The organism is Lentzea flava (assembly GCF_014648475.1).
In the GTDB taxonomy this organism is placed as follows: domain Bacteria; phylum Actinomycetota; class Actinomycetes; order Mycobacteriales; family Pseudonocardiaceae; genus Lentzea; species Lentzea flava.
Map to the genome: position 1 here is coordinate 1 of NZ_BMRE01000029.1, position 20,032 is coordinate 20,032.

General features: G+C 69.4%; 20 protein-coding genes. 4 read left to right on the top strand and 16 right to left on the bottom strand.

All coding sequences use genetic code 11. The features are described from left to right. Positions 1–101 precede the first annotated feature (101 nt). The 3 genes from IEZ09_RS27935 to IEZ09_RS27945 form a co-directional block, all read right to left on the bottom strand. On the bottom strand, positions 102–1,673 hold the full coding sequence (locus IEZ09_RS27935; protein WP_189256755.1) for an alpha/beta fold hydrolase: 1,572 nt from the start codon (positions 1,671–1,673) through the stop codon (positions 102–104). An 84-nt stretch (positions 1,674–1,757) separates the two neighbouring features. After that, positions 1,758–2,171 carry a DUF3237 domain-containing protein gene (locus IEZ09_RS27940; RefSeq protein ID WP_189256756.1) on the bottom strand — a complete coding sequence of 138 codons (414 nt, stop codon included), beginning with the start codon at positions 2,169–2,171 and terminating at the stop codon, positions 1,758–1,760. Further along, positions 2,171–2,842, bottom strand: coding sequence for an SDR family NAD(P)-dependent oxidoreductase (locus IEZ09_RS27945; RefSeq protein WP_189256757.1), 672 nt, complete (start codon positions 2,840–2,842; stop codon positions 2,171–2,173). The genes IEZ09_RS27940 and IEZ09_RS27945 overlap by 1 nt, the downstream gene beginning before the upstream one ends. 105 nt (positions 2,843–2,947) lie before the next feature. On the opposite strand from IEZ09_RS27945, the gene IEZ09_RS27950 reads away from it, so the two are divergent. Continuing rightward, complete coding sequence (locus IEZ09_RS27950; RefSeq protein WP_189256758.1) at positions 2,948–3,934, top strand: PHP domain-containing protein; 987 nt, start codon at positions 2,948–2,950, stop codon at positions 3,932–3,934. On the opposite strand, the gene IEZ09_RS27955 is transcribed toward IEZ09_RS27950, so the two are convergent. After that, positions 3,897–4,475, bottom strand: a complete 579-nt coding sequence (locus IEZ09_RS27955; protein WP_189256759.1) for a hypothetical protein — start codon at positions 4,473–4,475, stop codon at positions 3,897–3,899. The two genes, IEZ09_RS27950 and IEZ09_RS27955, sit on opposite strands and share 38 nt — an antisense overlap. Before the next feature lie 239 nt (positions 4,476–4,714). On the opposite strand from IEZ09_RS27955, the gene IEZ09_RS27960 reads away from it, so the two are divergent. From IEZ09_RS27960 to IEZ09_RS27970, 3 genes are all read left to right on the top strand, one after another. Beyond that, complete coding sequence (locus tag IEZ09_RS27960; RefSeq protein ID WP_189256760.1) at positions 4,715–5,353, top strand: sensor histidine kinase; 639 nt, start codon at positions 4,715–4,717, stop codon at positions 5,351–5,353. Beyond that, complete coding sequence (locus IEZ09_RS27965) at positions 5,350–5,976, top strand: response regulator (RefSeq protein ID WP_189256761.1); 627 nt, start codon at positions 5,350–5,352, stop codon at positions 5,974–5,976. Before IEZ09_RS27960 ends, IEZ09_RS27965 begins: the two co-directional genes overlap by 4 nt. 66 nt (positions 5,977–6,042) lie before the next feature. Further along, entirely contained in the window at positions 6,043–6,669 is a 627-nt protein-coding gene (locus tag IEZ09_RS27970) for a response regulator transcription factor (RefSeq protein WP_189256762.1), read from the top strand. Positions 6,670–6,671: 2 nt separating this feature from the next. Here IEZ09_RS27970 and IEZ09_RS27975 read toward each other — a convergent pair whose 3' ends face one another. From IEZ09_RS27975 to IEZ09_RS28030, 12 genes are all read right to left on the bottom strand, one after another. Beyond that, positions 6,672–7,967, bottom strand: a complete 1,296-nt coding sequence (locus tag IEZ09_RS27975; RefSeq protein WP_189256763.1) for a COG1470 family protein — start codon at positions 7,965–7,967, stop codon at positions 6,672–6,674. A gap of 90 nt (positions 7,968–8,057) precedes the next feature. Beyond that, on the bottom strand, positions 8,058–11,051 hold the full coding sequence (locus tag IEZ09_RS27980) for a VWA domain-containing protein (RefSeq protein WP_189256764.1): 2,994 nt from the start codon (positions 11,049–11,051) through the stop codon (positions 8,058–8,060). Next, positions 11,048–11,989: a zinc ribbon domain-containing protein gene (locus tag IEZ09_RS27985; RefSeq protein WP_189256765.1), complete on the bottom strand. Its 942-nt coding sequence runs from the start codon at positions 11,987–11,989 to the stop codon at positions 11,048–11,050. The genes IEZ09_RS27980 and IEZ09_RS27985 overlap by 4 nt, the downstream gene beginning before the upstream one ends. After that, on the bottom strand, positions 11,986–12,522 hold the full coding sequence (locus IEZ09_RS27990; RefSeq protein ID WP_189256766.1) for a phage tail protein: 537 nt from the start codon (positions 12,520–12,522) through the stop codon (positions 11,986–11,988). The genes IEZ09_RS27985 and IEZ09_RS27990 overlap by 4 nt, the downstream gene beginning before the upstream one ends. 44 nt (positions 12,523–12,566) lie before the next feature. Next, positions 12,567–14,492, bottom strand: a complete 1,926-nt coding sequence (locus IEZ09_RS27995) for a putative baseplate assembly protein (RefSeq protein ID WP_189256767.1) — start codon at positions 14,490–14,492, stop codon at positions 12,567–12,569. Beyond that, positions 14,492–14,893: a GPW/gp25 family protein gene (locus IEZ09_RS28000; protein ID WP_189256768.1), complete on the bottom strand. Its 402-nt coding sequence runs from the start codon at positions 14,891–14,893 to the stop codon at positions 14,492–14,494. Before IEZ09_RS28000 ends, IEZ09_RS27995 begins: the two co-directional genes overlap by 1 nt. A gap of 4 nt (positions 14,894–14,897) precedes the next feature. Next, positions 14,898–15,182 carry a PAAR domain-containing protein gene (locus IEZ09_RS28005; protein ID WP_189256769.1) on the bottom strand — a complete coding sequence of 95 codons (285 nt, stop codon included), beginning with the start codon at positions 15,180–15,182 and terminating at the stop codon, positions 14,898–14,900. Positions 15,183–15,192: 10 nt separating this feature from the next. Beyond that, positions 15,193–16,962 (bottom strand): VgrG-related protein, encoded by a 1,770-nt coding sequence (locus IEZ09_RS28010; RefSeq protein WP_189256770.1) that lies wholly within the window; start codon positions 16,960–16,962, stop codon positions 15,193–15,195. Further along, a complete protein-coding gene (locus IEZ09_RS28015) occupies positions 16,955–17,689 on the bottom strand; it encodes a CIS tube protein (protein WP_189256771.1) in 735 nt (244 codons plus the stop codon). The genes IEZ09_RS28010 and IEZ09_RS28015 overlap by 8 nt, the downstream gene beginning before the upstream one ends. Then, positions 17,686–18,114 (bottom strand): phage tail protein, encoded by a 429-nt coding sequence (locus tag IEZ09_RS28020; RefSeq protein WP_189256772.1) that lies wholly within the window; start codon positions 18,112–18,114, stop codon positions 17,686–17,688. Before IEZ09_RS28020 ends, IEZ09_RS28015 begins: the two co-directional genes overlap by 4 nt. Before the next feature lie 9 nt (positions 18,115–18,123). Next, on the bottom strand, positions 18,124–18,543 hold the full coding sequence (locus IEZ09_RS28025; protein WP_189256773.1) for a hypothetical protein: 420 nt from the start codon (positions 18,541–18,543) through the stop codon (positions 18,124–18,126). A gap of 845 nt (positions 18,544–19,388) precedes the next feature. Next, positions 19,389–20,024 carry a hypothetical protein gene (locus IEZ09_RS28030; RefSeq protein ID WP_189256774.1) on the bottom strand — a complete coding sequence of 212 codons (636 nt, stop codon included), beginning with the start codon at positions 20,022–20,024 and terminating at the stop codon, positions 19,389–19,391. Positions 20,025–20,032 lie beyond the last annotated feature (8 nt).

The window sequence follows — 20,032 nt, forward strand, 5'->3', positions numbered from 1 at the left end:
GGCCGCCGCTGACGCGGCGACCCGTCCCAACGAACTCACCCCTGGTTAAAACACCAGGTTCACCTCAGGTGGACAAATGCGCCGTTCATCGGTTGCTCGGGCTAGAACGGCTTGGGCTCAGCCGCGATCTCGCCCAGGATGTCACTCAGCGGGCGCGAAGACTGTTGGGTCAGCGAAACGGCCTGGCCCGGCGGCACGTTCTCCGCGATGTCCGTCCCGGCGCACGTGACCCGGGACGCCGGCAGGATCCCGGACACCAGGTACTTGTTGACCAGCGCATCGACGCAGGCGTTGCGCCGCAAGGCGTAGTGCCCGTGCTGACCGTCGTTGGACACGTTGATCAACGGCACGTTGAGGTGCTCGGCCATGACCCGCCCGTTGGCGAGCGGCGTCTGCGTGTCGCCGTCGGAGTTGATCACGATGCCCGCGGGGTACTTCCGCGTGATGGCCGGGATCTTCTCCGGCCGCTGGAACGCGCGGAACGTGCAGTTGGTGGGCGCCATGTAGTCGACGGTCCCGCCGTACGGGTTGGTGTCCCGCCACCGCTTCATGTCGTTGTAGTAGGTGTTGACGTCGGTGAACCAGTCCCACTCGCAGGTGACGGCCTGGTACGTGCCGGGGGAGGTGGGCTCGATGTCGCCCTTCTTCAGCGCCGCGACGATCGCGGAGGCCTCAGCGGGATCAGCGGCTCCGGCCTTGATCGAGGCGATGTGACGTGCGAACGCGGCCCACGAACGACGGTAGCGGGTGGCTCCCACCGCGTAGTCGAACGACGAGACGTCCGCGTACCCGCCGAACGGACCCGCCTTCAGCTTCGCCGCGATCGCGTCCAGCTCACCGCGGACGGCGGCGGGTGTGGTGCCGAGCCCGTAGGTGGAGTTGCGGGCAGCGGTCCACTCCGTCCACTTCTTCAGGTTGTCGGTGATCGCGTCCACCACGTCGACGTCCTGCTCGTGCCACGTCTTCAGCGGGTCCAGAGCGGAGTCCAGCACGCTGCGGTCGAGCGACTTCGGGAACATGGAGCCGAAAACGGCACCGAGCTGCGTTCCGTACGAGTACCCGACGTACGAAACCTTCTTCTCCCCCAACGCTCCGCGGATGACGTCCATGTCGCGGGCGGTGTTCATGGTCGACACGAACCGGCGCATCTCGCCGCCACCGCGCTGGCAGTTGGCCTCGACGGCACGCCCGTAGTTGGACCAGTTGGCGAGCTGCGCATCCGTCGGGCGCGACGGGAACTCGTCGTCAGACGGCGTGGAGATGCACCGCAGCTGCGTCGACCGGCCGACGCCCCGCGGGTCCATGCCGATCACGTCGTAGATCTTCAGCACCTCGGTCTGCGCGTTGAACCAGTGCACCGCGCCCAGCCCGGACCCACCGGGCCCGCCGGGGTTCGTCAGCAACACGCCTCTGCGGCGTGCCGGATCCGCGGCCTTCTTGCGGGAGATCGCGATCTCCAGATTTCCGTTGCCGGGATTCTTGTAGTCCATCGGCACGATCACCGTGGCGCACTCGACCCCGGTCGACGGCGACACCCACCCCGCCGGGCACTCGGCCCAGGCCACCGTCTGGTTGTAGTACTCGTCCAGCGGCCCCGGTTCCGCATGGGCCGTTCCCACCAGGGACATGAGCAGCGGGGCGGCCAAAGCCGCCGCGCCCCAACGCTTCCTCACCGCGACACCCCTCCGATCGTTGGTCGGCGACGACGCTTCCGCAGTCGCCGACCCGATCGAAACCCGCCGAAGGTCGGGTGAATTTCACCGCACCTCGCACACCTCGTAGGTGAGGACGAGGCCGTCGAGCACGCCCTTCGCGACCGCCTGCACGCGGTTCAACCAGCGGTAGCGGTCGTCACCGGTCTCGAAGAGCGGCGCGGCGTAGAGCGGCGCACCGAAACCATTCGAGACGTCAACCCGTCCTGAGTAGTGCAGATACACGAAAGCGCCGTCGTGGGTGCGCAGCACAGAGCGGACGTCCAGCGTCGCGGTGCCGTCCGGGCCGATGGTGAGCCAGTCCGCGGTCGACGTGCCGTGCATCCTGCCGCGCAACCGCTCGCCTTCGAACGTCCCCGACTCGACCTCGTAGATCAGGCGGTCACCGGCGGGCGTTTTCGGGAGCGTGTAAGGCTTCCGCAGCCTCGCGGTCATCGTTCCCAGCGGTACTAGCTCCATCACGCGACCGTCCCACCGTCGACCACGAGGATCGAGCCGGTCGTGTAGGCGGCGGCCTCACAGGTCCGGCCCAGCGCGGTCTTCGCGACGACCGCGGAGCGCAGGTTCTCGTCGGCGACGATCGCCGCCGAAAAATCGGTGCGGATCGCGCCTGGCGCCACGGCGTTCACCCTGATCCCCGCCGGGCCCTGCTCGCGGACGAGCGTCCGGCTAGCGCTGATCATCGCGGCCTTGGCGGCGGAGTAGAGGCCCATGAACGGCTCGGCCTTCAGTCCGGCGGCCGACACGACGTTGACGACCGACCCGCCACCGGCACCGAGACCGGCGGCGACGGCAGCGCGGGTCAGAGCCAGTAGCGCGCGCACGTTCAGGGTCATGATCTTGTCGGCCTTGGCGGAGACGTCGATCAACGGGTCGAACGGCGGCGCGGCGCCGGCGTTGTTCACCAGCACGTAGAGGCGGTCGAAGCGATCGACGACGGGCAGCGCCTCGACCTCGAACTCGCGCTCGACGGCCGCGGCGACCTCCTTGGTGGTCTCGGCTGTCCGCGCGACCACGGCAACGCTCGCCCCCGCACGGGCCAGCGCGCGCACCGACTCCAGACCGATGCCACGGGTACCACCGGTGACCAGTGCGACGTGTCCGATCAGCGAAAACGGGTTGCTCGACATGGCCGCGAAACTAGGGGGCCGCCGCGCCGGGCGACAACGAGCGCCGCTTATCTGCCGGGAAACCCCGTACACGGCGTGCGGAGTGCGGTTTTGGTAGGAAGAGGTATGGATCCGGTCAAGGCGTTGAAGCAGGTGGCGTTCCACCTCGAACGGGCGGGCGAGCCGACCTACCGCGTCCAGGCCTTCCGCAAGGCGGCGGCCGTCATCGCCGATCTCGACCCGGCGGAGGTCGAGAAACGCGCGAAACTCGGCACTCTCACCGACCTGAAGGGCGTCGGAAAGGCGACGGCCGGTGTCGTGGTGGACGCGCTGGCCAACCGCGAACCGTCCTACCTCGCGAAGCTGCGGCACGTCGACTTCTCCGGCGGCGAGGAGCTGCGTGCGAAGCTCAAGGGCGACTGCCACGTCCACTCCGACTGGTCCGACGGCGGCAGCCCGATCAGGGAGATGGCGGAGGCTGCCCGCGACCTCGGCCACGAGTTCATGGTGCTGACCGACCACTCGCCGCGCCTGACCGTCGCGAATGGACTGTCCAGGGCCCGGCTGGAGAAGCAGCTCGAGGTCGTCGCCGAGCTGAACGTGGAGCTGGCGCCGTTTCTGATCCTCACCGGCATCGAGGTCGACATCCTCGACGACGGTTCGCTCGACCAGGACGACGACATGCTGGAACGCCTGGACGTCGTGGTCGCGAGTGTCCACTCGAAACTGAAGATGCCGAAGGCAGAGATGACCGAACGGATGGTGACTGCGGTGTCGAACCCGCACGTCGACATCCTCGGCCACTGCACCGGTCGCCTCGTCGTGGGCAAGGGCCGGCCGGAGTCGCAGTTCGACGCGGTGCGGGTGTTCGAGGCCTGCGCCGAGCACGGCACGGCGGTCGAGATCAACTCACGGCCGGAGCGCCTCGATCCCCCGCGCAGGCTGCTGAGCCTCGCCGTCGACGCGGGCTGCACGTTCTCGATCGACAGCGACGCGCACGCGCCCGGCCAGCTGGACTGGCTGCACTACGGCTGCGCGCGGGCGGAGGAGTGCGGCGTCACGCCCGACATGGTGATCAACACCCGGTCCGCATCAGCGCTGCTGTCCGGGTGAGGTGCTCGTACCACGAGACCAGCGGCCCGGTGTCGGCCAGCGCGCGGCCCAGCGCGACCCGGCACAGGTCCCTGACCGGCTCCGGATCCCACCCGGCCACCAGCTCGTCCACGGTCCCCAACGACCCCAGCGCGTACTGCTCCAGGCCAGCGCAGATCGGCACGACGGTCCCGTCCGCCTTCACCACGAGCGGATCGACGCGCACGAACGCCGACGGATCCGACCGCAGCAGGGCGGCGGACGTGACGTCGAACTGCACCTCGACGGCGTCCTCCTCGGCGACGCGGTTCAGCTCCACGGCCGCGTAGACGAGGTCGACCCGATCGACGCCGTACGGCCGCACGCGGACCTTGCGCGCGCCCTCCCCCACCGCCTCGGCGGCCATTTCCCGCAGTGATGACACGTTCTCCGGCACGAGGTCGATCAGCACGGTCACCCGGTGACCGTCCGCGGCGCATTCACCCACATCGTCCAGCCCGACCACGAGCTCGGCTCCCGGCACGACGGCGAGCCAGCGAGGGTCGTGGACCTCGACTCCCATACCCGTAAGGAGCCGCCATTCGGCCCACAAATACCTCCGTACCGCTCATCGGGCCATTTGGTTTTTCCACCTGGCTGTATCAGGGCCGCCGGCGCTTCCATCGAAGTGCGGAGAACCTCGTCACCCACTCCCGCCACAGCCGCGGATGGGCCGATCAGGGGACTTGGGGTCACACCATCGGGAACACCCGAAACGGGTTCTCACGCAGGAGCGACGTCATCTTCGGGGAGGGAGGGAGCATGCGCCGCCAATTCATCGTCCCAGCGGAGTCGTGCGCCCGGAGTGCGGCCGAAGCGCGCCGGACGGTGCTGCGCGATCTCCACGACGGTGTTGGCCCGTCACTCGCCGCTGTCGCCCTCGGGCTGCGGTCCGCACGGCAGCTGCTCACCTCCGACCCGGCCGGCGCGGCGCGGATGCTCGCGGTGCTCGAGGAGGAGATGCATTCGGCGATCGACGACATCAGGTCGCTGGTGGCGAGCGAGAACCCGGCCTCGGTGACCAAGCACGGTCTGGTCGGGGCGGTCGAGCTGTTCGTCGCCGCGCTGCGGTCCCGGCTGCACGTGGCGATCGACGTCGTGGTGCTCGGCGAGATCCCGGCGTTGCCCGACGCGGTGAGCGTCGCGGCGTACCGGATCATCCGCGAGGCGTTGACGAACGTCGTGACGCACGCCGACGCGCGCACCTGCCAGGTGCGGCTGTGGTTCGACGCCGAGCTGCGCGTCGAGGTGGTCGACGACGGCGTGGGAGCGGCCGAGGTGTCGACGGGCGTGGGTCTCGCCTCGATGCGGCAGCGCGCCAGCGATCTCGGCGGGGAGTGTCGCGTCGAACCCGGTCTCGGCGGCGGTACCAGGCTCGCGGCCGCACTGCCCCTGTCATGACGTTGCGCGCGCTGGTCGTGGACGACCACCCGTTGTTCCGCCGCGGCGTGATGGCTGCCCTGATCGACGGCGGCATCGACGTTGTCGACGAGGCTTCCGGTGGCACGGCCGCCGTCGCACTCGCGCAGCGGCTGCAGCCCGACGTGATCGTGATGGACCTCAACATGCCGGATCTCGGCGGTGTCGAGGCGACGCGCCGGATCGTCGCGGCACGGCCGTCCGCACGCGTGCTCGTGCTGACGATGTTCGACGACGACGAATCCGTGTTCGCGGCGATGAAAGCCGGCGCGCGGGGATATCTGGTGAAGTCCTCGCGCCCTCAGCAGATCGTGGACGCCGTGCGCGCGGTCGGCGAGGGTGAGGCGATCTTCAGCCCTGCCGTCGCCACGCGGTTGCTCGACTTCTTCGCCACGGCACCACGTCCGACCACGCTGGGAGGACTCACCGGGCGCGAGCGGGAGATCGCTCGCCTCATGGCGGACGGCAAGGGCAACGCCGCGATCGCCAAGGAGTTGTTCCTCAGCACCAAAACCGTCCGCAACCACGTGTCCAACATCCTCCGCAAGCTGCAGGTCGCCGACCGCGCTCAGGCCGTGAACCTGTTCCGGGACACATCGGGATGACTGCCCCTGTCGACCGGGACGTTCCCGGTCGGATGATTGGTCGTGCCGCCGTCAGAAGGGGAGCTGATGAACGCCGAGCCCGTCACCGTCGTCCTGCACGCCACCGACTCCATCACCCGCGCTGGCGTGACCGTCGCACTGCGCTCCCGGCCGGAGATCCGGCTCGTCGAACCGGAGACCGCGGAGAGCTGCGTCGCGCTCGTCGTCGCGGAACGTCTGGACGACAACGTGCTGCAACTGCTGAGAAAGCTGCAGTGCCAGCCCAACCCCGGCATCGTGCTCGTCGCCGGTGACGTGGCCGACTCCGAGCTGCTCGACATCGTCGGCAGCGGTGTCTCCGCCGTGCTGCGCCGCTCCGATGCCACCCCGGACACGCTGGTCCGGCTGATCCGCGCGGCACACGCCGGGGAGGGGTCGCTGCCCGCGGATCTGCTCGGCCGGCTGCTCGGCCGCGTCTCCCAGCTGCAGCGCAACGTGTTGCGCCCCAACGGGCTCAACCTCGCCGGCATGTCCAGCCGGGAGACCGAGGTGCTGCGGATGATCGCCGACGGCCTGGAGACCAGGGAGATCGCGGAGCGGCTGTGCTACTCGCAGCGGACGGTGAAGTCGATCCTGCACGACATCACCAACCGCTTCCAGCTGCGCAACCGCGCCCACGCCGTGGCCTTCGCGCTGCGCGAAGGCCTCATCTGACCTCATTCCGCGCGGCCGTTGAGGACGACCGAAGGCGTGCACGCGCCCTTGGGCTGCGGGTTCTGGCAGCTCACCCGGAACACGATCTTCTCGCCCGGCTGGAACCGCAGCGGTTCCTGGACGTGCTCGTCGCGGTCCCGGAAGTTCCCGAGCCCGATGACCCTGATGACCGTGCGGGTCCCGTTCGCGTCCCGGACGAGCTGGGCCGTGCCGGTGTCACCCTTGGCGTTCTCGAAGAAGATGTCCTTGATGAGAACGGTCTTCTTGTCGTCCGGCGGGGTGAACGAGATCTCGGTGAACGAGCCGGTGTTCGCCACGATCGGCGCGGTGACGTCGATCCGGAACGTCACGGGCTCGCCCTTCTCCGCGGGCTTGGGCAGCGTCGGCGTCCCGCTCGTGTCGCCCGGCTTGAGGCCCAGCGCGCCGAGTGCCTGCTCGGCGTTGGCCGCCGCCTTCTTCGACTCCTCCTTGGCGGCTCCCGCCGCACCGGCCGCGTCCTCGCTCTTCTGCTTGATCTCCGCGCTCTCCTGCTGCATCGCCTCGCGGGCGGCGGACTTCACGGCGGGCTTGAGCACGCTGAACCACAGCGCCGCCAACGCACCCGCGAGCAGGAGGAGTGCGATCACCGCGGGCAGCAACCACTTCGGCAGCAGCTGCCGCTGAACCATGGTGCCCTGGGCGAGCAGCGGGTCGCCCTGCTCCGGCGTGATCTCGACCTGGAACGGGTGTCGCTTCGGTTCACCGCGCAGGAACGTCCTGCGCGGCTTGGCCTGCAGCCGCACGAACGCCGTGGTGCCCGGTGGCAGCGAGATCTCCGACCGGTCCAGCCGGAAGTCCAGCTCGTCCTCGGGGTCGACGGCCCGCAGCCGCAGCAGCGCGGGTGCGTTGCCCACGTTGTCGACGGCGACCTCGTACTTGGCCTTTCTGCCGCCCTCCGCCTTGGCGGGCACCAGTTCCGCGGCCACGTCGGTGAACGCGCCGACGGTGACGACGCCCTCCTCGACGACCGAGCCGTGCGGATCTTCGCGCGAGATGACGCGCACGCCGAACGGGACCGCGCCCGCGTAGACGCCCGCGTCACGTGGTGGCGCGAACCGGATGAGCACGGGCGCGGACTCACCGGGGTTGAGGTTGACCACCGGCGGTTCGGCGTGACTCCACGACGCGGCATCGCCGACGACGTCGACCGTGAACTGGTCCACCAGCTCGCCCGCGTTGCGCACCATCACCTGGCAGGTGACGTCCCCGCCCGGTGCGACGGCAAGGTCCGAAGTGGACAGTGTCGCTGTTGCTCCCATGACTGGCAGTCTCCTTCTTTCCCTGTCGCCGCGCAGCGGCGGTGGAGGCGTGACCGGGTGCGCCCTTCGCTGCCCGTTGGGGAAGCCCGGTCAGCCGCGTTCGACGAAGTCCGACGGTTGCACGGTGCTCGGCAGCGCGAGGAAGTCGCCCGACTTCACCTCGCCGAACCTCGTGCCCTCGACGGAGGTGGCGGTGGCCTGGCGGATGCCTTCGGTGTCGTTGTGGAAGACCAGCATCTGGACGGAGAACGTGCCGTCGGCGGTGGTGATCTCCCCCGGTGTCTCGGAGATGCCGGGGTTCCAGCCGAGCCGCACCTTGGCTCCCGGCGGGAAGTCCTTGCCCTGCACCGAGACCACCCCGCCGAGCGGACCTGCCTGCTGGTCGACGGTCAGCGTCGGCTGTTTGACCACGATCCGCGTGGTGGCGACGTTGTCCCCCGCGTCCTCGTCCGGCCCGGTGGCGATCACGACGCCGACGAGCTCGCGGTCGACGGCCTGGGTGGCCGGGATCGTGAGCTTCACCTCGGTCTGGCCGTCGGGTCCGAGCGTGCCGACGGCGCACTCGGGGTCGCAGCCGAACGCGGAGGCGACGACCCGCACGTCGGTGAGCGTCGAACCGGAACTGTTGAGCAGCTTGAACGTCACGGTCACGTCGTCACCGCCGACGAACGCCGGCTGCGGGCTCGCCGACATCGCGAGTGAGAGCGATCCGGTTCGTTCCAGCACCTTCACGGTGACCCTGGACGTGATCGTGCCGACCGCGGCGGTCACCACGTGCTCTCCCGCCGTGACACCGGTGGCTTCTCCGCTCACGACCTTCCGGCCACCCGGCGCGATCTGGCCGAGGTCGCCACCGGCCGGTCCGCCGGTCAGGCCTTCGGGCACGGTCACGGTGAGCGTGGCCGGTGCGGGCGCGAAACCGGTGTTGGCGACGACGACCTCGATCGTCGTCTTGCCGTTGAACGGAACCTCGGCCGGTGTCGCGGTGGTGGTGACGGTGAGCCGCGGAAGTCGTTGCACGGCGGGCTGACCGGCGTTCCGGGTGAGGAGCCGCGGTGTGCCGTTCTGCACGGGCACGGTCCACAGGTCCGGTGGCGACTCGACGTCCGAGGCCGCGAAGACGATCCTGGTGCCGTCCGGGAGCCACGCCGGGCTCCTCGGGCGTTCGACGGCAGAGGAGCCGCGGACGATCACGCGTGCGCCGGTGCCGTCGGCGTTGACCACGCAGATCTGGTCGTCCTGCGTGACGGCGAGGCTCTTGCCGTCCGGGGACCACGCCGGGTCCTCGCCCGGCCGGCCGCGGCACGGATCACCGAACCGCGGGGACAGGTTGATCTGCGAGCTGCCGTCGGGTGTGACGAGCCAGACCTCGGGACCGTCCTGAGCGGTCGACCTGACGGTCACGACCGCGGTGTCGGTGCCGGTGTTGCCGCGCGCGTCGGTCGCGGTGCAGGTGACTCGGGTGACGCCGATCGGGAACCTCGTGCCGGACGGCGGTGTGCAGACCGGGGTGAGCGGACGGTTCTGGCTGTCGGTCGCGCTCGCCTGGTAGGTGACCGCGACGTCGGCGCCGTCCTGCGACTGCACCGTCACGTCGTCGACGCGCACCACCGGTTTGACCAGGTCGGCGACCTGGACGGTGACGGTCTGGACGTAACCGGGGCGGGCCTGCTGCTCGTTGTTGAGCCGGAACTCGATGGTGCAGCGCAGGGTGCTGCCCGCAGTGGCGTCCGGGGCGACCGTGAACTTCTCGGCGAACCGCACGTTCTCGCCGCTCGGGCCGGTGACCGGGCCCGGCGGGGTGAGCTCGACGGTGAGGCCGGTGTCGCACTTCGGCACCGGGGTGATCGTGACGTCGAGGTCCTTGATGCCGTCGAGGATCGCCGTGCGGATCTTCTCCGGACCGGCTCCCTTCACGTACTTCTGCAACGATCCCTTGGGGTCCTTGATGATGTCGTCGATCTGCTTCTTCGAGTTGAGCCCGACCCGCTCGTCGCCGCTGTCGACACCGACGGTGCGGATGTTGGCGCGTTTGAGCTCCACGATGGCGTTCTCGACGGAGTCCTTGCCGGTGACCCGGTACTCCGCGGTCGGTTCGTCACCGATGATCACGACGACCTTGCTGGCGTCGGAGCGGAACTCGAACTCGCGGGTGGCGGTCTCGATCAGCGCGTGTGCCCAGACCTCCGTGGAGAAGGGGTCCGTGACCAGACTGATGCCCTTGACTGCGGCGACGGCCTTCTCGACGTTGTCGGTCAGCTCCAGGCGGCGGCGGAACACCTCGTCCCTGTTCTCCGCACCCGCGTAGGTGGCGACGCCGAACCTGGTCTCCGGCTGCAGAGTCTTGACCTCCTCCATGATCTTGCCGAGCTGGTCCTGGACGCCTTTCAGCTCGTCGGACATCGACTGGCTGATGTCGATGAGCAGCACCACGTCGGGCTTCGGCGGGATGCGCGAGGTGTGCACGACCTGCGTGAGGTCGAAGGTGGTGCCCTGGCGGGCCGGGAGCTCGGTGACGGGCACCTCGATCTCCGGTCGTGGCGGGGTGATGTTGCTGGAGCGCCTGGTGATCGCGATGGTCCTGCCGTCAGGTGACCAGTCGGGCTGGGTGTCGCGGGCGCTGAGGTGGGCGGGGATCGGGATCTCGCCGGTCTTGGCGCCGTCGGACACCCGGTGGATCTGGATGATCGGGCGGGTGCCCTCGCCGGCCGGGACGCGGGTGACGACAGCGATCATCGTGCCGTCCGGGGACCACGCCGGTTGCGACTGCGGCCGCGTCTCGTTGTTCAGAGGCCTGGGGTTCGTGCCGTCGGCGTTGGCGATCACGATGTGGTCGCCGTCGGCGTAGGCGAGCTTGGTGCCGTCGAGCGAGAACGCGGGCTCCTGCTGACTGCCCGGACTCCTCGTGAGGTTCGTGCGCGTGTTTCCGTTGCTGTCCACGGTGAAGACATCGCGGTCGTCGTTCTCCGAACTGGAGAAACCGATCTTGAACGGCTCCGGCTCCGGTGCCGGTTGGGCCCGGCTGACGGGAACCGGCGCGGCGAGCAGCGCCACGAGCAACAACGGAAGTGCGCGCACGGTCATTTCACCTGCTTCTGGAACAGCTCGATCTCGCTGATCACCACGTCGGTGCTCTCGCTGGACGGGTAGACACCCGCGACGAGCACCTGGACCTGCTTCACACCGTCGCCGTTCTTGATGTCGTGGTGCTGCTGCTCCGCCGTGTCGGTGAGCGTGATGTCGTGGGTCTTGCCGGTGTCGAACACCAGCGTGAGGCGTTGCGGCCGGGCGGTTCCCAGGAACTTCTTGGAGTCGCCGCTGTAGACGATCATCCGCCGCAGGTCGGTGACGTGGTCGAACTGGATGGTCAGCGCCGCGGTCTTCGCGTCGGGTGCCGCCCAGTAGGTGCCGTAGTCGTTGTCCATGGCCAGCCCTGCGGGATGGTCGGGGCGTTCCTGGGACGCCGAGAGCGAGCTCTGCCGCACCGGGACCCAGTCCTCGACGAAGAGGTCGACGACCGCGTCCTTACCCTTGACGACCTGGGTGTTGACGGTGCTGCGGAACGGCTGGGAGAACCCGTACAGGCCGCCGAAGAGCAGTACCACGACCGCGAGCGCCCACCGGAAGGCTCTGCCGATGCCCTGGCGGACCTTGGTCGATCGCCTGACGCGGCGCGGCCGGCTGCCTTGCTTCTTGTACTCCGGGCCTTGCCTTGGCACCCAGCGCTTCCACCACGGCTGCTTCTGCGTGACCGCGTCGTGCAGCGACTGACCGCAGACGCCGCAGAACTTCCTGGTGGGCACGTTGCCGGAGCCGCACTGGCCGCAGATGAGGTCACCGGGCTGGGCCTGCCGCCGCATCGTCTGTTGTGGACGGTGGTGGGGCTGCGGCTGCGGCGCGTCGTCCGGGCGCACCGCGCCCGTCTGCACCCTGGCGCCGGTCCACTTCAGGAAGTCGCCGCAGTTGCCGCAGAACTCGGCGTTGGGCGCGTTGTGCTCGCCGCAGGTCTGGCAGACGATCATGTGGTCACCTCGATGGTCGTGGCGACGTGGGCGGGCACCATCCGGCGCACCGCCGCGGTGATCCGCGCCCTGTCGACCGCGGCCGGGTTCGCCACCCGGATGCGGATCAGCACGTGCGCGGGGGAACTGCCCGGGATCGGGCCGTGCGGGCGCGGGGACACCGAGACGCCGCCGCTGTCCGCGATGTCGACCCGGCCGCCGGTGAGGAGCCAGACGTGCTCGGCCAGACCTCTTCTCGTGCCGCGGAACCTGTGCAGCCGCACGGCTCTCGCGACCAGCTCGCGGCGTTGGGCCGGGGTCCAGCTCTCGTCGAGGTCCAGCGCCACCCAGCCGGCCAGCCAGTCGACGAAGTCCGCCGGGGCGAGGCGCGGGTCGAGGTAGGCGGCGAAGCAGTCGAGGACCGTGAAGACAGGGGCGATGACCTCGTCGAGGGCCTGGGTGAAGCGCTGGGTGAAGTCGTCGTCGGTGTAGACGGCGGGCATGCGCTCGCCCAGCGGGTGCGGGGAGATCAGTTCGTCGACGGCACTACGCATGGTCGCACCTCGGGAAGATGGGGCCCGCGATCTCGGCACACATGTCAGCTCCTCGCCACTCGAACCTGGTGCCCGTAGGAAAAGGCCAGGCCGTTGGGCGGCAGGTCGACCCGCTGCACCGACTGTCCCCTCTCGCCGGTCAGCAGGTTCGCCGCGAACAGCCGGACGTCCTCGACCAGCTCGACGCCGGGGATCCGTTGCAGCACCGCGTAGACCTCACCCGAGTGCACCGGCCGCCCGAACGGCCAGCCGTCGCCGTCCGCGCCACCGCGGATCGGGTCGAGGTAGTCGCTCAACGCGTCCATCGCCCTGGCCCTGACCGCCTCGGTCGGGGTCCCGTTGCGCGCCTTGAGGTCCGCCACGACCGTGACGCCCTGGTAGAACGGCGGCTCCACGCTCACCCGCGCCCCGACGCACCTCCGCGCGTCGAGGTGCCGCGCGATGCGCTCGAGCGTCTCCTGGTCGACCTGGAACGCCGCGAAGTTCGGTTCCTCGTGCTCGGGAACAGCGGGCACGACCAGCACGCGCACCCCGTCGTCACCGGGCGCGCACCGCACCCGTGCGACCTCCGGAGCGGCCTCTCGCGCGAGGATCTCGTAGTCCTCGGCCGTCACCGCCCTGTCCCGCGTCCGCAGCGACAGCGGGCCTCTCAGTGCCGCGTCCTCGACCGACTCCCCCGCGACACCGCCGCGACCGGGCTTGCGGTTGGTCACGTTGCTCACGAACGGCACGGGATCCCGTTGCACGGTCACGAGGTTGCGGGCGACGTTGCCCCGCACCCCACCACCGGTGCGGTATTCGGGGACGCGGATCGCCGCGGACTTCGCCGGCACGGCTCCGTAGTGCCGCAGCGTGCCGTCCTGCTGCCGCACCGCTGGGCCGAAGATGATCTGGCCCTCGTTGTTGTCCAGCAGGAAGTGCCGGTCCTGCGGCCCCGACTCGACGAACGTGGGCACCTCGGTCCAGGTGTCCCAGCCGTCGGTGGTGGCGACCTCGACGGTGATCGGCGCGCCCGCGACGACCGGGGTGCGGGCGAGCGGGAACCGTTGTCCCGCCACGCCTTCCGAGACACCGATCGTCTCACCCTTCACGACGTCGGCGTGCACGGCCTCGGTCGTGCCGCCGATCGTGGCCGCGGTGACGTCGCGGATCTTCGGTGAGCGCTGGTAGAACGGCTGGCCCTGCCACAGTTCGGCGGCACGGCAGCGCAGCCAGCCCGCGCGTTGCCTGACCAGGATCGACGTGGTGTGGCCGGACGGGACGTGCACGACGACGTCACCCGCGGAGTTGAAGCCGCCGTTGGTGAAGTGGTCGACCTCGCAGGCGGTCCAGCCCTCGCTCGTCCACGCCTCCCACACCCACGGCGGGTCGGCGGGGTTGATGCCGGAGCCCATCGGCTCGCAGTCGAACCTGAGCAGCACCGCGCAGCCGGGAACCGCGTTGGACAGGCCGAACAGCACGGCGTCACCCGGTTCGGGCTGCTCGCTGAACGCGTGCGGTTCCTTGGCGGCCCTGAGGTCGTCGGTGCGGTCGACGGGCTGACCGTTCGCGGTGGCGGTGGCCAGGTGGGAGAGTTCGCAGGGCACGATCGTGAGCGGGCGGTCGACGGTGAAGACGACGGGTTCCTCGACGCCCTTGCGCTGGGTCGCGACCTGGTTGCCCTGCGGGACCTCCACGGGTGCGGGCTGGGGTGCGGACAGCCAGTAGGTGACGTCCACGCGGGCGGCGGTCGGGGCGAACAGCTCCACGCCGATCAGGTCGAGGAACTTCAGGTAGTGCAGCCGCGGCACGCGGTTGAGCCGGTACATCAGCTCGTCGACCATGTGCGCGAACGCCTCGATCAGCGTGACGCCGGGGTCGGACACGTTGTGGTCTGTCCACTCGGGACAGTGCTGCTGAACGCGGCGCTTGGCCTCGTCGACGAGCTGCTGGAAGCGCCGGTCGTCCAGGTTCGGCAGGGGCAGCGGCATCACGCACCGTCCTCGTGCGGCGGTATGACGTAGAACGGGAAGACGAGGTTGCGCGGGTCGTTGGTGTTGCGCAGGGTGTAGCGGATGTCGATCAGCAGGGTGCCGCTGTCGACCTCGGCGAAGTCGACGACGACGTCGGCCACGTCGACGCGCGGTTCCCACCGCTCCAGCGACTGCCGCACCTCGTAGGCGATCTGCCCGGCCGTCGTGGAGTCCGCGGGCGCGAACACGAGGTCGTGGATCGCGCAGCCGAACTCGGGCCTCATCGGGCGTTCTCCCGGCGCCGTGGCGAGGATCAGCCGGATGCTCTCCACGATCTCGCGGTCACCGTCGACGAGCGCCACCGATCCCGTCGCGTCGGTGCGGACGGGGAAGCTGAGGCCCCTGCCGATGAAATCCACCGTCTCACCCTCCGATCAGGACGGTCGGGCAGCCGGGCGGCAGGATCGGCGCACCGCAGCCGCTCAGGTCGCCCACGCGGGCCGCTGGCTTGCCGCCGATCAGCACCGTCGGGCAACCCGGCGGGATGATCGGCGTCGGCGGGTGCACGGCGGGTGGCGGGAACGAGCAGGTGTGCATGTTCCCGACCGTCGCGGCGGGCAGTCCGCCGATGAGCACGGTCGGGACACCGGGCGGCATGACGACGCCGGGGTGCCCGGTCATGTCTCCGACTCTTGCTGCGGGTGGCATGGTTCGTTCCTCAGTTGATCTTGACGATGGAGCCCTTGACGGTGAGGACACCGCCGGCCGTGACCTCGGTCTGCGCCTGACCGGCGATCTTGACCTGCGTGCCTTCCGCCTTGAGCTCGGTCTGTGCCGTGACGGACACCTTCTGCCCCTTGAGCTCCAGCGGCCCGGTACCCGCGTCGACGGTGATACCGTTCTGCGCCTTGACGTTGATGGTCTTGCCGCTGGTGATCTCGACGTTCTCCGACTTCTGGTCGAGCTTCACGACGAACTTCCCGTCACCGCTGGAGATCACGATGCCGTCGTCCTCGACGAACTCGACCCTGTGCCCCTTCCTGGACACGAAGCCCCGCGCGGCGATCTCGCCGTTGCCGCTGTCGACCGGCGGCTTGCCGAGCGTGGGCGGCTTGTCCTTGCCGTTGTAGAGGCCGCCGAGCACGTACGGGGCGTCGAAGTCGCCGTGCTCGAAGCCGACCAGCACCTCGTCGCCGACCTCCGGCAGGATCACCGTGCCGCGGTTCGCTCCCGCCCCCTGCTGCACGGTCCTCGCCCAGACACTGGTGAAGTCCGCCGACAGCCACGGGAACCTGACCTGAACGCGGCCGATCTGCAGCGGGTCCTTGGCGTTCGTGACGACCGCGGGCACGAGTCCGTTGAGGGGCTTGGGAGTGGTGCCGTGGACCAGGCCGTAGAGGGAGCGTTCCTGCCTGCCCGACACCGTGAACTCCGTGGTGTAGCCGGTGTGTTCGGCGAACAGGTGCCTGGTGCTGGTCAGGGTGTACTTGCCCTGGAACGGTTCGCCGACGTTGGCGAGCGCCACCGCCACTCCCGCCTTCAGCTCGGGGTTTCCCCTCGCCACACCGGTGAGTTCGGCGCACGAGCCGCCGAGCTGGGCCGCCAGCGCCTCCGCCGCGGTCTTGGCCTCGGCGTGCGTCCGGTAGGGCAGGCCAGCTTCGAGGTGCGGCGGTGCCTTGAACTTGTTGGCCAGCTGCGCCGGGTTGGCCTGCGGCACCTCGACGCCGGCGGTGTTCGGGGTGGCGGTCGCCACGATCTCCTGTTTGTTCTCGAAGTCCCAGCCCCTGACCTGGACCTCCGGCACCTGCCCTGCCGTCGTGATGCCCGCCCTGAGCGCCACGAGCGTGCTGTGCATCTCGAGGACGAGCGGGTTGGACCTGGCTTTGGCGTTGGTCTGCGGCGCCGACGCTGGCGGTTGCGGCAGCTTGAAGTCGAGCTTGCCGTCCCTGACCGCGATCTGCGCGCCGACGGTTCTGGCGAGGCGGCTCAGGAACTCCCAGTCGCTCACGTTGTCCTGGCTGAGCTGGGTGTCCGGCCTGCCGCCGAAGCCGGGCACGTTGTCGATCGTGCCCGTTTTGATGTTCGCGCGTTCGGCGACCTTCTTGACGACGTCGCTGACCGTCATGTTCGGGTAGACCGCGACCCGCCTGCCCCGGAACAGCCGGTGTGCCTCGTCGTAGCCTCTCACCTCGGTGAACGTGCCCTGGGCGTCCAGCTCGACGCCGACGGCCGTGATCTCGCCGCTCATCAGCGGTTTCGGGCCGCCGGGATCGGCCGTCTGCACCTTGAGGGCCGCCTTCGCGCCGATCGTGAAGCGCCCCTTGGAGAGCACGACGTGGCCGGGGTCGCGGAACCGCAGCACGAACATGTCCGGCAGGTTCCGGCTGTCGTCGACGTAGGCGTAGGTGAGCAGCAGCTTGACGTCCGCGGGCAGCGGATGCCCCTCGACCTCGACGACCAGGTTGTTGGCGAAGCTCTCGTTAGCCATGCTGGATCTCCTCCAACGCCGGAACGAGCACGGTCGAACCGAGCCGCAGCCGCATCGGGTCGTCGATGTCGTTGGCCTCGGCGATGTACCGCCACAACTCGGGGTTGCCGTACGCCTGGTACGCCAGCGACTGCAACGAATCGCCGGCCGTGAGCGTGTGAGCGTCCCTGGCTGCGAGGGCACCGCTGGTCGGGTTCTGGCCGCCGGGTTCGCCGCTGACCTCCTCCAGGTTGACCGTGCACACCGCCCTGACCGGCATCCCGCCCGGCGTGAAGAGCGTGTACTTGGCCGAGACGCTGGAGACGAAACTCGGGAAGCCCTTCGTGGTGCCCCACTGGAAGATGACCCAGGGCGGGGTGCCCTTGCCGTCCTTGCGACTGTCCTTTGTGGGCACGGTGAGGTTGAAGAGCTGCTCGACGGTCTTGATGGTCGCGTCGCCCATGGTGTCGGTGGAGTCGAGGAAGATCTCCAGGCTCAGCTTGGCCGGCTCGGCCCCCTTGAACTCCGGCACGCCGGCCTTGGCCGCGTTGGGCTGAGCCTGCCGCTGCCACTTGGCGTTCTTGGCGAGCGTGAGCTCCTTGGGGTTGAAGGTGAACTTGATGACGTCCAGCTGCGCCCCTGGCTTCTGCAGCCCGCCCGGCTTGGGCGGCTCGTGCACCGTGATGCTGGCGTGCTCCATCTTCTTGGACGTGGTCGCCGACCCCGCACTGGTGAACGTGACGGTCATCGCGCGTCCAAGAACCCGTGGTGCGCCAGCTCGAGCGTCTCGGTGGCCACCTTGGTCTGCTCGGCGCTCAACTGCGGCCCCGTCCACCGCACCGGCACCACCTCGGCCAACGACCAGCTGGCGATGGTCTTGCCCTCCAGCGTCTTCGCCTCGATGACCGCGGTTCGCCGCTTGATCCCCGCGGCCATCCCGGCGATCCAGCTGGTGATCTTCTGGCTGTCACTGGTGACGGGCCGCGTGAGCTTCACGTTGGGGTACTTGATCCGCGTGGGCAGCTGCCAGACCATCCCGTTGTTGCCGCCCTCTTCCCGCTGCTCGATGACGAACTCGCACCCGAGCCCCTCACAACTGTTGAACGGCCCCAGGTCGTCCTTGTCCACCGACACGTAGAAGCAGACGGCGACGGCTTCCTCAGGTGCGGTCATGGCATGTCCTCACAGGTCGGTGAGCGCCCCACGACGCTCACGGTCGAGCCACAGATCGGCCTTGAGCCGGCGCAGCAGCGGGTCGTACAACTTGCGGAGCAACTCGTCGGCGTTCTGCGAGGCGCCCTGCTGTGCCTGCGGTGGTGCCTCGCTGCGTTGCACGGCGGGTGCTTCCTGGCTCTGCGCGGCCGGTTCCGGGTCCGGTGTGCGGGCGACGACGATCGGGGTCGGGTCCGCGACGGGCAGGGCTGCTTGGGGTGTGTGGGTGACGGGCGGAGTTGCGGCCAAGGCCGGTGCGGTGCGGCGCTGCACCACGGGTGATCCGAAGTTGCCGCCAGGAGCACCCGACGTGAGCGCCCTGGTGACGCTCGTCGATGCCCGCTCGGCGAAACCCGCGATCGGCGCCGAATGCGCGGGGTCTTCGGCCACGGCACGTTGAACGACACGCGATCCAGCCGACCCGCCACCAGCACCGAGAACCGGCAACGGATCGGCAAAACCCGCAACTGGCGCCGACTCGCCGAGGTGCGGCACCATCGGCACGCCGAGCCCAGGGGTTCGTTGCACGGACAGCACATCAGGACGCGCGACTCGTGACGCCGGGAGCCCGCTCACCTCCGCGGCCCGCTGCACAGCATGCCCGCCGGAACCGACAAGCGGCTTCACCGCACCAATCGCGGGCTCAGCGAGTGTGTCCGGACCGGACGTCACACCGGACCCGACGAGCGGCGCCACAACACCGGCGTCGGAAGGTTCCCCAAGCCCAACGAGTGGCATCTCGGCACCAGCCGCCACGACAGGTCCGGCAGGCGAACCCTCGGACATGCCCGCACCGACGTCCCTCGAAGCAACCACGGAATCAGCCGACGGGCCCGGATCCGTCATCCGTTGCACGAAAGGCGCCCCCGGCCCGGCGAGCGGTGGTGCGGCAGCCGGTACGTCGGATTCACCGGCCGACCGCACGACAGCCGAAGCAGATCCTGTGAGCGGTCGAGCCGCGTTCGAGATGCCCGCTGGACCTGCCGCGCCATCGGGACCAGCAGCCGAGGAACGCTGCAGCACAGACGAGATCGGCTCACCGAGCCCCAGCCGCCGCGGCCGCGGTTCCGGAGCCGAACGAGGCGGCTCCTCCCAAGTCCGCTGCACGGCAGCAGCACTCGGCGAGGTCTCCGCAGCAGTCACAGACGGGCCCGCAGCTGCCTCTGCCGGGTCCGCAGTGGTTTTTGGCGGGTCTGCGGCGGCTCCAGGTGGCGCCGCAGCAGGGTCTGCAGCTGCTACACGTGGACCCGCAACGGCCCCAGGCGAGTCCGCAGCGGCCACACGCTGGACAGCCATAACCAGAGGCGGACCCGCAGCAACCACAGACGGGCCGGCAGCAGGCACAGACGGGCCCGCAGCTGCCACACGTGGACCTGCAACGACCTCAGGCGCGCCCACAGCAGCAACACGCTGGACACCAGCAACCACAGGCAAACCCGCCGCAACCGCAGACGGGCCCGCGGCAACCACAGACGAGTCGGCACGACCGACAGACGGCTCCGTAGCAACCACAGATGAGTCGGCACCACCCACAGACGGCTCCGCAGCAGCCACAGACGAGTCCCCACCACCCACGAACGGCTCCGCAGCAGCCACAGACGAGTCCACAGCTGCCACCGACGAGCCAGCCGCAGCCACATGTGGACCCGCAAGGACCTCAGGCGCGCCCACAGCAGCCCCACGTGGATCCGCGACGACCTCAGGCACGCCCATAGCAGCAGCACGCTGGACATCAGCAACCACAGGCGCACCCGCCGCAACCGCAGACGGACCCGCAGCAACCACAGACGAACCTGCAACGGCCGCAGGCAGCTCCCCAGCAACCACACGCGGGCCAGCAGCACCCCCAGCCGGGTCCGCAGCAGCCACACGCTGGACA

Coding starts and splice junctions, on each gene's coding strand:
- IEZ09_RS27940 (WP_189256756.1), bottom strand. CDS start 2,171: ATGGAGCTAGTACCGCTGGGAACGATGACCGCGAGGCTGCGGAAGCCT.
- IEZ09_RS27945 (WP_189256757.1), bottom strand. CDS start 2,842: ATGTCGAGCAACCCGTTTTCGCTGATCGGACACGTCGCACTGGTCACC.
- IEZ09_RS27950 (WP_189256758.1), top strand. CDS start 2,948: ATGGATCCGGTCAAGGCGTTGAAGCAGGTGGCGTTCCACCTCGAACGG.
- IEZ09_RS27955 (WP_189256759.1), bottom strand. CDS start 4,475: ATGGGAGTCGAGGTCCACGACCCTCGCTGGCTCGCCGTCGTGCCGGGA.
- IEZ09_RS27960 (WP_189256760.1), top strand. CDS start 4,715: ATGCGCCGCCAATTCATCGTCCCAGCGGAGTCGTGCGCCCGGAGTGCG.
- IEZ09_RS27965 (WP_189256761.1), top strand. CDS start 5,350: ATGACGTTGCGCGCGCTGGTCGTGGACGACCACCCGTTGTTCCGCCGC.
- IEZ09_RS27970 (WP_189256762.1), top strand. CDS start 6,043: ATGAACGCCGAGCCCGTCACCGTCGTCCTGCACGCCACCGACTCCATC.
- IEZ09_RS27975 (WP_189256763.1), bottom strand. CDS start 7,967: ATGGGAGCAACAGCGACACTGTCCACTTCGGACCTTGCCGTCGCACCG.
- IEZ09_RS27980 (WP_189256764.1), bottom strand. CDS start 11,051: ATGACCGTGCGCGCACTTCCGTTGTTGCTCGTGGCGCTGCTCGCCGCG.
- IEZ09_RS27985 (WP_189256765.1), bottom strand. CDS start 11,989: ATGATCGTCTGCCAGACCTGCGGCGAGCACAACGCGCCCAACGCCGAG.
- IEZ09_RS27990 (WP_189256766.1), bottom strand. CDS start 12,522: ATGCGTAGTGCCGTCGACGAACTGATCTCCCCGCACCCGCTGGGCGAG.
- IEZ09_RS27995 (WP_189256767.1), bottom strand. CDS start 14,492: ATGCCGCTGCCCCTGCCGAACCTGGACGACCGGCGCTTCCAGCAGCTC.
- IEZ09_RS28005 (WP_189256769.1), bottom strand. CDS start 15,182: ATGCCACCCGCAGCAAGAGTCGGAGACATGACCGGGCACCCCGGCGTC.
- IEZ09_RS28010 (WP_189256770.1), bottom strand. CDS start 16,962: ATGGCTAACGAGAGCTTCGCCAACAACCTGGTCGTCGAGGTCGAGGGG.
- IEZ09_RS28015 (WP_189256771.1), bottom strand. CDS start 17,689: ATGACCGTCACGTTCACCAGTGCGGGGTCGGCGACCACGTCCAAGAAG.
- IEZ09_RS28020 (WP_189256772.1), bottom strand. CDS start 18,114: ATGACCGCACCTGAGGAAGCCGTCGCCGTCTGCTTCTACGTGTCGGTG.